The organism is Actinomadura meridiana (genome assembly GCF_039537545.1).
Lineage (GTDB): Bacteria > Actinomycetota > Actinomycetes > Streptosporangiales > Streptosporangiaceae > Spirillospora > Spirillospora meridiana.
On sequence record NZ_BAABAS010000035.1, the window covers coordinates 37,107 to 49,713 of the forward strand.

General features: G+C 73.0%; 13 protein-coding genes. 9 read left to right on the forward strand and 4 right to left on the reverse strand.

All coding sequences use genetic code 11. From position 1 onward, the window contains the following. Positions 1-11 precede the first annotated feature (11 nt). The 4 genes from ABD808_RS37860 to ABD808_RS37875 all read left to right on the forward strand — a co-directional run bounded on the left by ABD808_RS37860 (position 12) and on the right by ABD808_RS37875 (position 3,623). Positions 12-932 (forward strand): ACP S-malonyltransferase, encoded by a 921-nt coding sequence (locus tag ABD808_RS37860; RefSeq protein ID WP_344908195.1) that lies wholly within the window; start codon positions 12-14, stop codon positions 930-932. Further along, positions 929-1,897, forward strand: a complete 969-nt coding sequence (locus tag ABD808_RS37865; protein WP_344908198.1) for a beta-ketoacyl-ACP synthase III — start codon at positions 929-931, stop codon at positions 1,895-1,897. Before ABD808_RS37860 ends, ABD808_RS37865 begins: the two co-directional genes overlap by 4 nt. 56 nt (positions 1,898-1,953) lie before the next feature. Beyond that, positions 1,954-2,226 carry an acyl carrier protein gene (locus ABD808_RS37870; RefSeq protein ID WP_344908201.1) on the forward strand — a complete coding sequence of 91 codons (273 nt, stop codon included), beginning with the start codon at positions 1,954-1,956 and terminating at the stop codon, positions 2,224-2,226. A gap of 89 nt (positions 2,227-2,315) precedes the next feature. Further along, complete coding sequence (locus ABD808_RS37875; protein ID WP_344908203.1) at positions 2,316-3,623, forward strand: beta-ketoacyl-[acyl-carrier-protein] synthase family protein; 1,308 nt, start codon at positions 2,316-2,318, stop codon at positions 3,621-3,623. A 200-nt stretch (positions 3,624-3,823) separates the two neighbouring features. Here ABD808_RS37875 and ABD808_RS37880 read toward each other — a convergent pair whose 3' ends face one another. Next, a complete protein-coding gene (locus tag ABD808_RS37880) occupies positions 3,824-4,318 on the reverse strand; it encodes a DUF3145 domain-containing protein (protein WP_344908206.1) in 495 nt (164 codons plus the stop codon). A 324-nt stretch (positions 4,319-4,642) separates the two neighbouring features. Between ABD808_RS37880 and ABD808_RS37885 the strand changes: the two genes are divergently transcribed. Genes ABD808_RS37885 through ABD808_RS37900 form a run of 4 tightly spaced genes read left to right on the forward strand, consistent with a single transcriptional unit; the run spans position 4,643 to position 9,557 of the window. Beyond that, on the forward strand, positions 4,643-5,866 hold the full coding sequence (locus ABD808_RS37885) for a S8 family peptidase (RefSeq protein ID WP_344908209.1): 1,224 nt from the start codon (positions 4,643-4,645) through the stop codon (positions 5,864-5,866). Between the two features lie 54 nt (positions 5,867-5,920). Then, on the forward strand, positions 5,921-6,448 hold the full coding sequence (locus ABD808_RS37890) for an RNA polymerase sigma factor (RefSeq protein WP_344908211.1): 528 nt from the start codon (positions 5,921-5,923) through the stop codon (positions 6,446-6,448). Continuing rightward, positions 6,445-6,894, forward strand: coding sequence for a hypothetical protein (locus tag ABD808_RS37895; protein ID WP_344908214.1), 450 nt, complete (start codon positions 6,445-6,447; stop codon positions 6,892-6,894). The genes ABD808_RS37890 and ABD808_RS37895 overlap by 4 nt, the downstream gene beginning before the upstream one ends. Beyond that, positions 6,891-9,557, forward strand: coding sequence for a CHAT domain-containing protein (locus tag ABD808_RS37900; protein WP_344908217.1), 2,667 nt, complete (start codon positions 6,891-6,893; stop codon positions 9,555-9,557). Before ABD808_RS37895 ends, ABD808_RS37900 begins: the two co-directional genes overlap by 4 nt. A gap of 64 nt (positions 9,558-9,621) precedes the next feature. On the opposite strand, the gene ABD808_RS37905 is transcribed toward ABD808_RS37900, so the two are convergent. From ABD808_RS37905 to ABD808_RS37915, 3 genes are all read right to left on the reverse strand, one after another. Next, on the reverse strand, positions 9,622-10,452 hold the full coding sequence (locus ABD808_RS37905) for a sulfurtransferase (RefSeq protein WP_344908220.1): 831 nt from the start codon (positions 10,450-10,452) through the stop codon (positions 9,622-9,624). 70 nt (positions 10,453-10,522) lie between these two features. Then, positions 10,523-11,647: an alkaline phosphatase family protein gene (locus ABD808_RS37910; RefSeq protein ID WP_344908222.1), complete on the reverse strand. Its 1,125-nt coding sequence runs from the start codon at positions 11,645-11,647 to the stop codon at positions 10,523-10,525. Continuing rightward, positions 11,644-12,225 (reverse strand): DUF5998 family protein, encoded by a 582-nt coding sequence (locus tag ABD808_RS37915; RefSeq protein WP_344908225.1) that lies wholly within the window; start codon positions 12,223-12,225, stop codon positions 11,644-11,646. The genes ABD808_RS37910 and ABD808_RS37915 overlap by 4 nt, the downstream gene beginning before the upstream one ends. An 87-nt stretch (positions 12,226-12,312) precedes the next feature. Between ABD808_RS37915 and ABD808_RS37920 the strand changes: the two genes are divergently transcribed. After that, positions 12,313-12,603, forward strand: coding sequence for a hypothetical protein (locus ABD808_RS37920; protein WP_344908227.1), 291 nt, complete (start codon positions 12,313-12,315; stop codon positions 12,601-12,603). The last annotated feature ends 4 nt before the right edge of the window (positions 12,604-12,607 follow it).

Here is a 12,607-nt window from a genome sequence, read left to right on the forward strand (position 1 = left end):
GGCTGGACGCTGTGATCCTCCTCGCATCGCCCGGCCAGGGCGCCCAGACCCCCGGCTTTCTGCGGCCGTGGCTAGAGATACCCGGAGTCTCCGATCGTCTCGCCTGGTGGTCCGCCGTCACGGGGCTCGACCTCGTCCGGTACGGGACGGACGCGGACGCCGAGGAGATCCGTGACACGGCGGTGGCGCAGCCGCTGCTGGTCGCCGCCGCCCTCGCCGCCTACGAGGCCCTTTACGAGGGGATCGACGGTGGCCCCGACGTGGTCGCCGGGCACAGTGTCGGCGAGTTGGCCGCTGGAGCGGTCGCCGGGGTTCTGACGCCGGAGACGGCGCTGGTCCTCGTCCGGGAACGGGGGCGCGCGATGGCCGAGGCCGCCGCCGTCACCGAGACCGGGATGACCGCGGTCCTCGGCGGCGATCCCGACGAGGTGCTCGCCTCCATCGACAAGCACGGGCTCACGGCCGCCAACGTCAACGGCGCCGGGCAGGTCGTCGCCGCCGGGACGGTGGAGCGGCTGGCCGAGTTCGCCGAGGAGCCGCCCGCGAACGCGCGGCTCCGGAAGCTGTCGGTCGCCGGGGCGTTCCACACCGAGCACATGGCGCCCGCCGCCGACACGCTGCGCCGCCTCGCAACGGGGGCGCCCACCGCCGATCCGGCGACGCGGCTGCTCCAGAACCGCGACGGCGCCGTCGTCGAGTCCGGCCCCGAGTTCGTGGCGCGGCTCGTCGACCAGGTCAGCGCGCCCGTCCGCTGGGACCTCTGCATGGAGACCATGCGCGAACTCGGCGTCACCGCGATGGTCGAGCTGCCGCCGGGCGGGACGCTCAGCGGCCTCGCCCGCCGCGAGCTCAAGGGCGTCGAACGGGTCGCTCTCAAGACACCCGACGATCTCGACGCCGCGCGCGAGCTGATCAAGGCGCACACGTCATGAGCGGCGGACTCCGCGTCCCCGACGCGCGGGCCGGTGCCCGCATCCTGGCCTTCGGCGACTACCGTCCCGCGCGGATCGTCACCAACGACGAGATCGCGCGGACCGTCGACACCAACGACGAGTGGATCCGCAGCCGGGTCGGCATCGCCGAGCGCCGCATCGCGGGCGACGACGAGGGCATCGTCGAACTCGGCGCGCACGCGGGCGGCAAGGCGCTGGCGGGCAGCGGGCTCGACCCGTCCGACATCGACCTGGTGATCCTCGCGACCTGCTCGGCGGAGTCGCCGATGCCGGGCTACGCGCCGCAGGTCGCGCACCGCCTCGGCATCGACGCGCCCGGCGCGTTCGACCTGAACGCCGCCTGCGCGGGCTTCTGCTACGCGCTCGCCACCGCCAGCGCCGCCGTCCGCGCCGGGAACGCCCGCAACGTGCTGGTGATCGGCTCGGAGAAGATGTCCCAGTGGCTCGACTGGACCGACCGTTCCACCTGCATCATCTTCGCGGACGGCGCGGGCGCGGCGGTCGTCACCGGCAGCGACTCGCCCGGCATCGGCCCGGTCGTGTGGGGCAGCGCGGGCGACAAGTACGACAAGATCATCATTCCGGACCGGCACTCGTTCATCCAGCAGGAGGGGCAGGCGGTCTTCCGCTGGGCGACCACCGCCATCGCCCCGATCGCGGCGGAGGCGTGCGAGCGCGCCGGGATCAAGCCGGAGGATCTCGCCGCCGTCGTCCCGCACCAGGCCAACCTGCGCATCATCAACGCGATCGCCCGCAAGGTGAACGCCGTCAACGCCGTCGTGGCCGACGACATCGTCCAGTCCGGCAACACCTCGGGGGCCTCCATCCCGCTGGCCCTCTCCCGCATGATCGAACGCGGCGACGTGCCGTCCGGCGCCCCGGCCCTGCTGGTCGGATTCGGTGCCGGACTGTCCTACGCTGCCCAAGTCATCCAGATCCCGTAGGCCGTCAACCCTGCTCGCAGGGCTCTCGACCAACCATCGAAGGAGAAACACAGACCATGGCCGAAGTCGCCACCGAAACGCAGATCCTGGACGGCCTCGCCGTGATCATCGACGACATCGTCGGCATCGACAAGTCCGAGGTGACCCCGGAGAAGAACTTCATCGACGACCTCGACATCGACTCGCTGTCGATGGTGGAGATCGCCGTGGCCGCGCAGGACGAGTTCGGCGTCGAGATCCCCGACGACGAACTGCGCAACCTGAAGACGGTCAAGGACGTCGTCGACTTCGTCCAGAACCTCCAGAAGACGGCCCCGGCCAAGAGCTGAAATACGGGGAAGGCACGCCGCCGCCCCCGCAGCGGGGACGGCGGCGCACCCCACCCCATCCCCTTTTCAGTCCGCGAGGAGCACCCACCATGAGCAAGAGCCAGACCAGAGTCGTCGTGACCGGTCTCGGTGCAACGACACCACTCGGCGGCGACGTGCCGTCGACCTGGTCCGCCCTGCTCGCCGGCGAGTCCGGGATCCGCCCCCTCGAATGGGAGGGCGTCGAGGACCTGCCGGTCCGGTTCGCCGCCACGCTGAAGGTGCAGCCGGACACGGTTCTGCCCAAGCAGTCGCTGCGCCGGCTCGACCGCAACCAGGCGATCGCGCTGGTCGCCGCGCGGGAGGCCTGGACGGACGCGGGGTTCGCCCCGTCCACCGGCGGCAAACCGCAGAAGGGCACGGACAAGGCCGGTGTCGACGGCGGGTTCGTCGTCGACGGCGACCGGCTCGGCGTCGTGGTGTCCAGTGGCATCGGCGGCCTGCACACCGCGCTGAACAGCTACGACGTGTACAAGGAGAAGGGCTGGACGCGGGTCTCGCCCTTCACCGTCCCGATGCTGATGCCGAACGGCGCGACCGGGCACGTCGGCATCGAGTTCGGCGCGACCGCCGGTTCGCACGCCCTGGTCAGCGCGTGCGCGTCCAGCGGCGAGGCCGTCGGCTACGCCATCGACATGATCCGCACCGGCCGCGCCGACGTGATCATCTGCGGGGGCACCGAGGCGTGCATCCACCCGTTGCAGATGGCGTCGTTCGGTTCCATGCGGGCCCTGTCGACCCGCAACGACGAGCCCGCGCGCGCATCCCGGCCCTACGACAAGAACCGCGACGGGTTCGTCCTCGGCGAAGGCGCCGCGGTGATGATCCTGGAGTCGGAGGAGCACGCCCTGGCCCGCGGCGCGCGGATCCACGGCATCGCGTCCGGCGCCGGTTACTCCAACGACGCCTTCGACATCGTGCTGCCCGAGCCGACCGGCAAGGGGCAGGCCAAGGCGATGCAGCGGGCCCTGGTCGACGCGGGGCTCGAGGCGTCCGACATCATCCACATCAACGCGCACGCCACGTCGACGCCCGCGGGCGACGTCGCGGAACTCAACTCGATCAAGGCGGGGCTCGGCGAGGACGTCGCGAGCCGGGTGGTCGTCACGGCCACCAAGTCGATGACCGGGCATCTGCTCGGCGGCGCCGGGGCGCTGGAGTCGATCTTCACGATCCTGGCGTTGAAGGAGGGCCTCGTCCCGTTCGTCGCCAACCTTGAGGACGTCGACGACGAGGTCGACCTGGACATCGTGCGCGACGAGCCGCGCAAGCTCCCGGACGGGCCCGCCGCGGCGCTCAGCAACTCGTTCGGCTTCGGCGGCCACAACGTGTCGGTCGCCTTCGAGCGCGTCCTCTGACCACCGCGGCCTCACGGCGACAGCGGACGGCCCGGCGAGTCTTCACTCGCCGGGCCGTCCGCGTTCGTGGCACCGGTGCGCGACGCCGGGCGCGGTCAGCGGGGCGCGCCGACCGGCCGCCGGTCGCCGTTCCGCTCGGTGGGGCGCGCAAGTTGCGGGGCTAGCACGCTCCGTGGGACGGCGTCAGGCGGCCACCGGGGTCACACGGCGGCGTGCAGCCAGCGGACGGGAGCGCCGTCACCGGCCCGGCGGAACGGCTCCAGCTCGTTGTCCCAGGGGGTGCCGAGCAGGCGGTCCAGCTCGATCTCCAGGGTCGTCTTGCCCACGGCGGCGTTCGCCATGACGGAGCGGAGCCGGTCCTCGGGGACCATGATGTCGCCGCTCGCCCCGATCACCCCCGAGAACACCCCGAGCGACGGGGTGAAGCTGAAGCGGACACCGTCGGTGCCCGGGGTGGGATCCTCGGTGGCCTCGAAGCGCACCAGCTTCCACGAGCGCAGCGCGGAGGTGATGCCCGCGGCGGCGCCCGGCCTCCCCTCCCAATGAAGTTCGGCGCGCAGCGTCCCGGGCGCGGCCGGCTGATCAGTCCACTCAAGGGAAACGGGCACACCTAGAACACCTGCGGCGGCCCACTCGATGTGCGGGCTCAGCGCAGGCGGCGCGGAGTGGACGTAGAAAACGCCACGTGCGGTCACCGGACCTCCTGGATCTGTACCGAGGCTCGTCTTCCCCTACGGCCTCGTACGTCCCAAGTCGGCGTCCGCGTCCCTCATTGTGCATCATCGGCACGGTGTCGCACCACCGTGAGTTCACCGATTATCGAACGCTTGACCACAGGATGCACACCGTTCACCGGGCCTGACCGACAAGCGTAGGCCCTCGCGGGCCCGCGCGCGGCGAAAGTCGGCCTTGGAACACGGCCGCCTCCGGCCGCATCGGTGCGTCCAAAACTCGTCACAAAGGGTTGCGACACGGGCACGATGTGTGCGGGGCCGGGCTGGTGACGAAACGAGGACGCAATGTTCGATCAACAGGCGCGGCTGGAGAGAGTTCTGGCGCGGCACACCGACGCGGTCGTGGTGGAGCCCTTCCCTGGGCGTCCGGCACTGATCCGGCGGGACGAGATCCTCGTCGCCGGACGGGACGCGGCCACCGCCGAGACCCTCGTCCGGCGCTGGTACGACTCGCGGGACGACGGAAACAGCGTCACGCGACTCCGGCTGCGCGCCGCCGCGAAGGTGGACGTGTGCGAGCTGGCCGCCGGTCTCGGCACCGGCGGGGGCCAGCGTCGGCAGCGGCGGCTGAGCGCGGCGCCGAACCATCTCGTCCATGGGCAACCGATGTGGTGGAGCGGCCCCGCCGACCTGCCCCGCCCGTCCGCATCCCTCGCCGCGCCGCCCGCGCCCGGGGCCGACGCGGCGCGCCGGGACGTGGCGGTCGCGATCCTCGACACCGGCCTGTCACCGCACCCCTGGTACGCCGACACCGACTGGTACCGGGAGCAGCGCGCCGAGGTCACGGAGGTCCTGGACGCCGACCTCGACTACGACCTGGACGCGCAGGCCGGACACGGCACGTTCATCGCGGGCGTCGTGCTGCGGCACGCCCCGGCGGCGCGGCTGCGGGCCCGCCGCGTCATCGGCGGCGACGGCGTCGGCGACGAGCTGGGCGTGATCCGGGCGCTGGAATGGCTCGCCGCGTGGGGCGGCGCCGACGTGGTCAACCTGTCGCTCGGCTGCCACACGTTCGACGACCGTCCGTCGCCGGTGCTGGCGTCCGCGATCGCGGCGCTCGGCCGCCGGACCGTCGTGGTGGCGTGCGCGGGCAACGCCGCGACCGACCGCCCGTTCTGGCCCGCCGCGATGAAGCCCGTCATCGGGGTCGGTGCGCTGGACGGCGACGTCCCCGCCGCGTTCACCAACCACGGCTGGTGGGTGGACGCCTGCGCGCAGGGCGTGGACGTGGCCAGCACGTTCGTCCGGTTCGACGGGACGCGGCCGCCCGTCCACGGCATCGACCCCGACCTGTTCGACGGCTACGCGATCTGGAGCGGGACGTCGTTCGCGACCCCGGTCGTCGCGGGCCGGATCGCGGGGCTGGCGGCGTCCGAGGGGCTCGACGCGGCGGCCGCCGCCGACCGCGTCCTCGACCCGGTGGCGCATCCCGTCCTGCCCGATCTCGGCGTGGTCGTCGGTTCCCGGACGCGCGTCGGCCAGGAACCCGAAATCGTCCACGCGGAGTGACACGTTCATGGCATAGGGTGAAATACCAGCGGGGGGCCTCGGGAGGAGACTTCGGTGGCCCATAAAGACGACAGTACGGGCGAACTGGTCGACCGGGCGCGCGGCGGTGATGGTGCCGCGTGGGCCCGGCTGGTCGAGCGGCACAGCGGGCTGCTGTGGTCGATCGCCCGCTCACACGGTTTGGACGACGCCGACTCCGGCGACGTGGTGCAGACCACGTGGCTGCGGCTGGTGGAACGGATCGACGGGTTGCGCGATCCGTCCGCCACCGGATGCTGGCTCGCCACGACCGCGCGGAACGAGAGCCTGCGCCTGGTCCGCCTGCGCGGGCGCGACGTGCCGCTCGTTCCCGCGCCGCGCACCCCGGAACCGGGCCCCGACCAGGTGGTCCTCGACCGGGAGCACGTCGGCCGGGTCGGCGCGGCGCTCGGGGCGCTGCCCCGGCGGTGCCGGACGCTGCTGCGGCTGTTCGCGGTCGCGTCCAGCCAGGCCGAGCTCGCCGCCGCGCTCGGTATTCCGGTCGGCAGCGTCGCCCCGACCCGGGCACGCTGCCTGGACGCGCTGCGGAGGCTCGTCCAGTGAACGACGACGAACTGATCGCGGGCGTCCGGGCGGCGTTCGACGCGCTCGACCCGGTGCCCGGCGAGGTGCTGGCGGCGGCGCGGGCGGCGATCGCGTGGAAGGCCCCGTCGGCGACGCTGGCGGAACTGAAACGCGACCGCGCCGCACGCGCGGCGGCCGGAGTACGCGGCCCGGCGGCCCGCGTGCTGACGTTCGCGTGTCCGGGCGGCTCGGTGGAGGTCGAGGTGTCCACGAACGGCCGCGACCGCGAACTCACCGGACGGCTCGTCCCGTCGGTGCCCGCCCTCGTCGAGGTCCGGCACCGGGACGTCCCACCGGACGGCATCACGGTCCGCGCCGAACCAGCCGGCCTGTTCTGCGTACCGGGCGTGCCCGAGGGCCTGGTAAGCCTCGTCTTCCGCCTGGAAGACGGCACGTCCATCGTCACCAGCTGGATCCGCCTGTGACGGGAACGTCCTTCCGGTGGGGCACCCACCCCCACCGGAAGGACGGCCCCGAGACCGAACTCCTACGCCTGGTCGACACAAACCCCTCGACCGCCCTCACCCAGGCCCTGGCCCTTCTCAACGAGGGCAAGGCTCCCGACCCGAACAAACGCGTGCCAGCCAAAGACGTCGACGCACCCAACGCCAACAACAGCGCGCCCGACACTGACGGCGGGTCGCTGGCAATGAGTGGCGGTGCGCTCGACATCAACACCAAGGTGTTCGCATTGCGGGTGGCAGGGCTGGCTGCGAAGGAGTTGGGGCGGCTGGATGAGGGGGTCGCCTTTCTGGACCGTGCTCTGGGCATGGCTGATGGGTATGGGGCGGCTCAGGTTCGTATGAATCTCGTCGGGTTGCTGACGGCGCGCGGCGATGTCACGAAGGCGTTGGCTCATGTAGCTGAGGCGGAGGGCATCCTGCGAGGGCCGGACGCTGATCGGCTGGCCGCCAACGAGGCGTGTGCATTGGCGCGGGCGGGGCGTGTGGACGAGGCGCATGCCGTAGCCGAGCGTGCCTTACCCGGGCTGAGGCAAGGGCACGACCCGGCGGCGCTCGCCGGGCTGCTGACCAACCTCGGGCTCGCCCAGGCGTTGCGCGGCGAGGTCGCCGAGGCGGAGGTGATCCTGGGTGAGGCGGTCGTGGTCGGCGAGGCGGCCGGGCTGCGACACCAGACGGCGATGTCCAAGGGGAATCTCGCGTTCGTGGTGGCGCGGCGCGGGGACGTTCCGCGCGCGCTTCGCCTGTTCGCCGAGTGCGAGCCGTATCTGGTCGGTGAACGTTGGGCGCAGTGCCGTTTCGATCAGGCGGAGATGCTCATCATGGCGGGTCTGCCGGGCGAGGCCCGTCCTCTCCTCGCTGAGGCTTTGGACGCCGCCACGGCCAATGGGTACGGCTGCGACATCGCGGACGGTTTCCTGCTTCTCGCACATGCCGAATTGGCCGCTGGCAACGCCGAGCAGTGCACCGGCGCCGCCGAACGGGCCCGCGCCGCGTTCACCGAGCAGAACCGCACCGGCTGGACGCTTCTGGCCGAGCACATTCTGCTCAAGGCGCGGTGGGCGTCCGGTGAACGGTCGGCCGTCCTGCTGCGCTCCGCCGAGGCCGCCGCCGAACGCCTGCACGGCGGCGGCTGGAGCGATGCGGCGGATGAGGCCCGGATCGTCGCGGCGCGGGTGGCGCTGTCGCTCGGCCGACCTGCCGGACACCTGCTGCCCTTGGTCGGGCGGCGGGGTGGGCCCGCGTCCGCGCGGATCGCGGCCTGGCATGCCGCCGCTCTCGAACGCACCGCCCGCAGCGACCACCTGGGCGCGGTGGACGCGGTCAACGAAGGGCTTCGGGTCGCCGAGGAGCACGCGGATGCGTTGGGCGCGCTGGACCTGCGGGCCCGGGCGTCGGGACTCACCGCCGATCTGGCCCAACTCGGCCTTGACCTGGCCGGTTCGGCGTCGGACCTGCTCGCCGTCGAGGAACGGCGGCGGGCGATCGCGCGTCCGGCCAGCGTCCGGCCGCCGAAGGACCCGAAGCGTGCGGCGGCACTGACCGCACTGCGGGCCCTCAGCGTCGAGCACACCGGACGCACGGCGAGGGGCGGCTCCGCCTCACCGCTGTCACGGGACCTGGCCGAATTGGAGGCTGAGGTCCGTTCTCGGACGCGGAGCCGCCCGCTCGGCGCTGCCCTGGCGGGCGCGGTGGACGGCGCCGAGATAGCGGCGGCGCTCCAGGAACGCGCGCTCGTCGAGCTGATCGCGATCGGACCCGATCTGCATGCCGTGACTGTCGTCGGGGACACGTTCCGCCGTCACTTGCTTGGCACGTGCGACGACGCCGTCCGCGAGACTGGGTTGCTTCGCTACGCCGTGCGTCGGCTTGCTGGCGGCGACGACCCGCAGGCGCTGTCTGTCCTCGGTGACGCGGCGGCTCGGCTCGATCGGTGGCTGCTGGCCCCGCTGCGGGACGATCTCGGCGATCGTGATCTCGTCATCGCCCCGACCGGTGCGCTGCACGGTCTGCCCTGGGCGGTGCTGCCGTCACTGGTCGGGCGGCCGTTCACGATTGTGCCGTCGGCTGGGGCGTGGCTGCGTGCCCAGGCCGCCGGGGGTGCTGGGCACACCGTGCTGATCGCCGGGCCGGGGCTTCGTCATGCAGGACGTGAGATCGCGGCTTTGCGGCGCCTCCACCCGGGTGCCCTGGTGTTGGACGGTGACAACGCGCGCGCCGAGACCGTGCTGGCCGCTTCGGACGGTGCTGGCCTCGTCCACATCGCCGCGCATGGCGAGTTCCGGCAGGGAAGTGCGCTGTTCTCTCGGTTGCGGCTCGCGGATGGGCCACTGCTGGTGCACGATCTGGACGAGCTGTCCGTCCCACCGCGATTGGTCGTCCTGTCCGCGTGCGACATCGGACGTGCCGACGAAGGTGACGCCGCGCTCGGCATGGCGGGCGTGCTCCTCGCGCTCGGCACCGCCACTGTCGTCGCCAGCGTCGCGCCCGTCCGGGACGCGGCCACGCCCGAGTTCATGGCCGCGTTCCACGCCAGCCTCGTCGACGGTATGACCCCGTCCCATGCGTTGGCCGCCGTCCCGCGCCCATCCGATGTGCTCGGCCTCGTGTGCATGGGCGCGGGCTGACGGTGTGTCCGCACGGAGCTGCGCCCTCGGTGACCACACAGTCCGTGCGGAGAGCCGCAGGGCTTCAGGTGTCTCCGACCGCGACGGGGTTGGACGGGTCCGTCACCCAGTTGGACCAGGAACCCACGTAGAGGGCGGCGGGGATCCCCGCCAGGTGGAGGGCGAGGATCTCGTGGGCGGCCGTCACCCCGGAGCCGCAGTACGTGCCGACGTCGAGCGCGTCGGTCGCGCCGAGTTGGGCGAAACGTTCGCGCAGCAGCTCGGGCGGCAGGAAGCGGCCGTCCACGCCGACGTTGCTCGAGGTGGGCGCGTTGCGCGCGCCCGGGATGTGCCCGGCGACGGGGTCCACGGGCTCCTGGTCGCCCCGGTACCGTTCGGGGGCGCGGGCGTCGAGCAGCACGCCCGCCGTGGCCAGCTCGGCGGCGCCCTCGGCGTCCAGCACGGGCAGCCGTCCCGGGTCGGCGATGAAGCCGCCCGGCTTGACCTCAGGGTCGTCGCCGCTCACCGGGCGGCCCGTCTCCGCCCAGGCGCGGTACCCGCCGTTCAGCACGCGGACCCGGTCGTGGCCGAAGTACCGCAGCGACCACCAGACGCGGGCCGCGGACATGGAGTCGGCGTCGTCGTAGACCACGACGAGACGGTCCTGCGACACCCCGGCGCGGCGCATGGCGGCCTCGAACGCGACGGGTTCGGGCAGGGGGTGGCGGCCGCCGGGTCCAGGCGGTCCGGCCACGTCCTGGTCGAGGTCGACGAACACGGCGCCGGGCAGGTGCCCCTTGCGGTAGGACTCGATCCCCGGCGGACCCGCGAGATGCCATCGGACGTCCAGCAGGACCACGGGTGTCTGCCGTCGGAGCAGCAAGTCCAGCGCGGGCACTTCGATGAGAGGGTGCACACCGCCAGTTTGACCGTCGTTGCCCCGATTAGGGAGGGGCGATTCCTTGTTCATCTCACCCATCTGAGCCTCATTGTCGGAACGTGGTCAGCAACGGGACCAGTTGTTCCGCCGAAACGAGGGAGCCGTGCATGCCGACCATCCGGTTCAGCCACGGTTCCCGCTCCGACGCGACGATCGCGAGTTCGGCGTGCGGGACGGCGATCACGTCCCCGATCCGCTCCAGCATGCCGGGGCCGACGGGGCCGAACCAACCGTCCGCGACGGCCCGGTCACGGGACACGACCCACGCGCGGTCGCCGAGCACGGCCGTCCAGGCGGCGAGAACGTCGTCGTGGGCGCCGGGCTCGCTGTAGACGTACCGGGCGCGGGCATCTCCGCCCAGGAGCGCGACGCCGTCCCGCAGCCCGTCGACGGTGTCGGCGTCCACCCGGTCCACCGGGTCGACCATGCCGTGGTCGGCGGTCACGTACAACGCCGACCCCGGGGGCAGGACGTCCGCGAGCTGCCGGACGAGGAGGTCCACGAACCGCAGCTGGTGCCGCCAGTCGGCGGACCCGACGCCGAACCGGTGCCCGGTCGAGTCGAGATCGGGGTGGTAGACGGTGACGAACGTTCGGTCGCCCGCGCGCAGGGCCGCCTCGGCGCGTCCGACGAGCTGCCCGAGGCCCTGCGCCGAGCGGTATCGGGCGCCGCGCGCGGTGGCGCGGCTGAGCGCGGTGCCCCGGTACTGGCGCAGCGCGACGTAGGAGGTCTCGACGCCGTCCGCCGCCGCCCGCTCGTACACGGTCGGGACGGGCTGGAACTCGACCGGGTCGACGGAGTCGTCCTGCCAGCGCAGGCAGTTCAGCAGCCTGCCGGTGCCGGGGATCGCGACCTGCACGCCGAGCAGGCCGTGCGCGCCGGGCGGGGCGCCGGTGGCGAGCGAGCCGAGGCTGCTGACCGTCGTCGCCGGGAACCCCGCCGTGATCGGGCCGCCGTCCATCGAGGTCAGGTAGGGGGCCTCGTCCGGATGGGCGCGGAGCTGCTCCCAGCCGAGCCCGTCGATCACCAGGACGCAGACGCGCGGCACCGGCGGCAGGCCGAGGACGTCCACCGCTCCGGGCACGCCCAGCGACGCCAGCACCGCGGGCGGCAGGTCGGCCAGCGCACCCGTCCCGTACCGGGGGACGGGCGGTTCGGGCGGCGTGCTCATCGCGCGGTCGCGGCCGACAGCTCCTCGGCGAACGCGAGCACCTGCGTCACGGCGTCGGCGCCGTCCGCCGCCTCGCTGACCCGCAGGGACAGGTCGTCGGCCGTGACGCTGCCCGTGTAGCCGTGGTCGGCCTCGCAGTTCTCGTCCCCGCATGTCGCGGGCTCCAGGTCGATGTGGGCGATGGCGCCCCAGCCGATGGTCAGCACGACCTCCGTGGGCGGCACCCCCGGGACGTAGGACGCCGGGTCCGGGACGACCCGGGTCACCGCGACCGACTGGACGCGCTCCAGCTTGACGGCCTCGGTGGTGGTGGACGCGTGCGGCTGCGCCATGCCCTCGCCCGGCGGGTGCTCGTCGGTGTGGCACACCAGCAGGCGGCTCGCCGACAGCACCAGCACGGTCACGTGCCGCCGCACCTCCATCGCGGGGTCGAACGTCGCCTCGTGGTGGACGACGAAGGCGACGACGGGCTCCTCGCCGATGGCCGACTCCACCGCGTCCGCGACCAGGTCCGGGTAGTAGCCGCTGCGCTCGATCGCCGTGCGCAGACCGCCGACGGTCGCTCGGGTTTCCCTCATGGCCCCATCCTGCCCTGTCCGGGGTCGGCCGCGCACACGACCGGCCCCCGGCATGATGATCGGCTCCATCGCGGGTACGGGTCCGGCATGGACGAGAAGCCGCTCCCCACGCCGCCACCGGTGCCGCCGCCCACCCCGGACCCGGCGCCGACCCCGGAACCGCTGGTCCCGCCCGTGGAGCCGCCGCCCGGGCCGTCCCCCGGGCCTCCGCCGCGGCCGCCCGGGCCCGTCCCGCCGGGGCCGTCCCCCGAACCGGTTCCGCCCGGACCGCCGCCGGAACCGACGCCGCCCGGCCCCGCGCCCGACCCGTCTCCCCCGGTGCCCGACCCGGACCCGGTTCCGCCGGGGCCGGAACCGGCCCCAGGACCGCCGGGCTGACGGG

Bases quoted from the DNA above. Each gene is read 5' to 3' on its own strand.
- ABD808_RS37865 (WP_344908198.1), top strand. From the start codon at position 929: ATGAGCGGCGGACTCCGCGTCCCCGACGCGCGGGCCGGTGCCCGCATC.
- ABD808_RS37870 (WP_344908201.1), top strand. From the start codon at position 1,954: ATGGCCGAAGTCGCCACCGAAACGCAGATCCTGGACGGCCTCGCCGTG.
- ABD808_RS37875 (WP_344908203.1), top strand. From the start codon at position 2,316: ATGAGCAAGAGCCAGACCAGAGTCGTCGTGACCGGTCTCGGTGCAACG.
- ABD808_RS37885 (WP_344908209.1), top strand. From the start codon at position 4,643: ATGTTCGATCAACAGGCGCGGCTGGAGAGAGTTCTGGCGCGGCACACC.
- ABD808_RS37910 (WP_344908222.1), bottom strand. From the start codon at position 11,647: ATGAGCACGCCGCCCGAACCGCCCGTCCCCCGGTACGGGACGGGTGCG.
- ABD808_RS37915 (WP_344908225.1), bottom strand. From the start codon at position 12,225: ATGAGGGAAACCCGAGCGACCGTCGGCGGTCTGCGCACGGCGATCGAG.
- ABD808_RS37920 (WP_344908227.1), top strand. From the start codon at position 12,313: ATGGACGAGAAGCCGCTCCCCACGCCGCCACCGGTGCCGCCGCCCACC.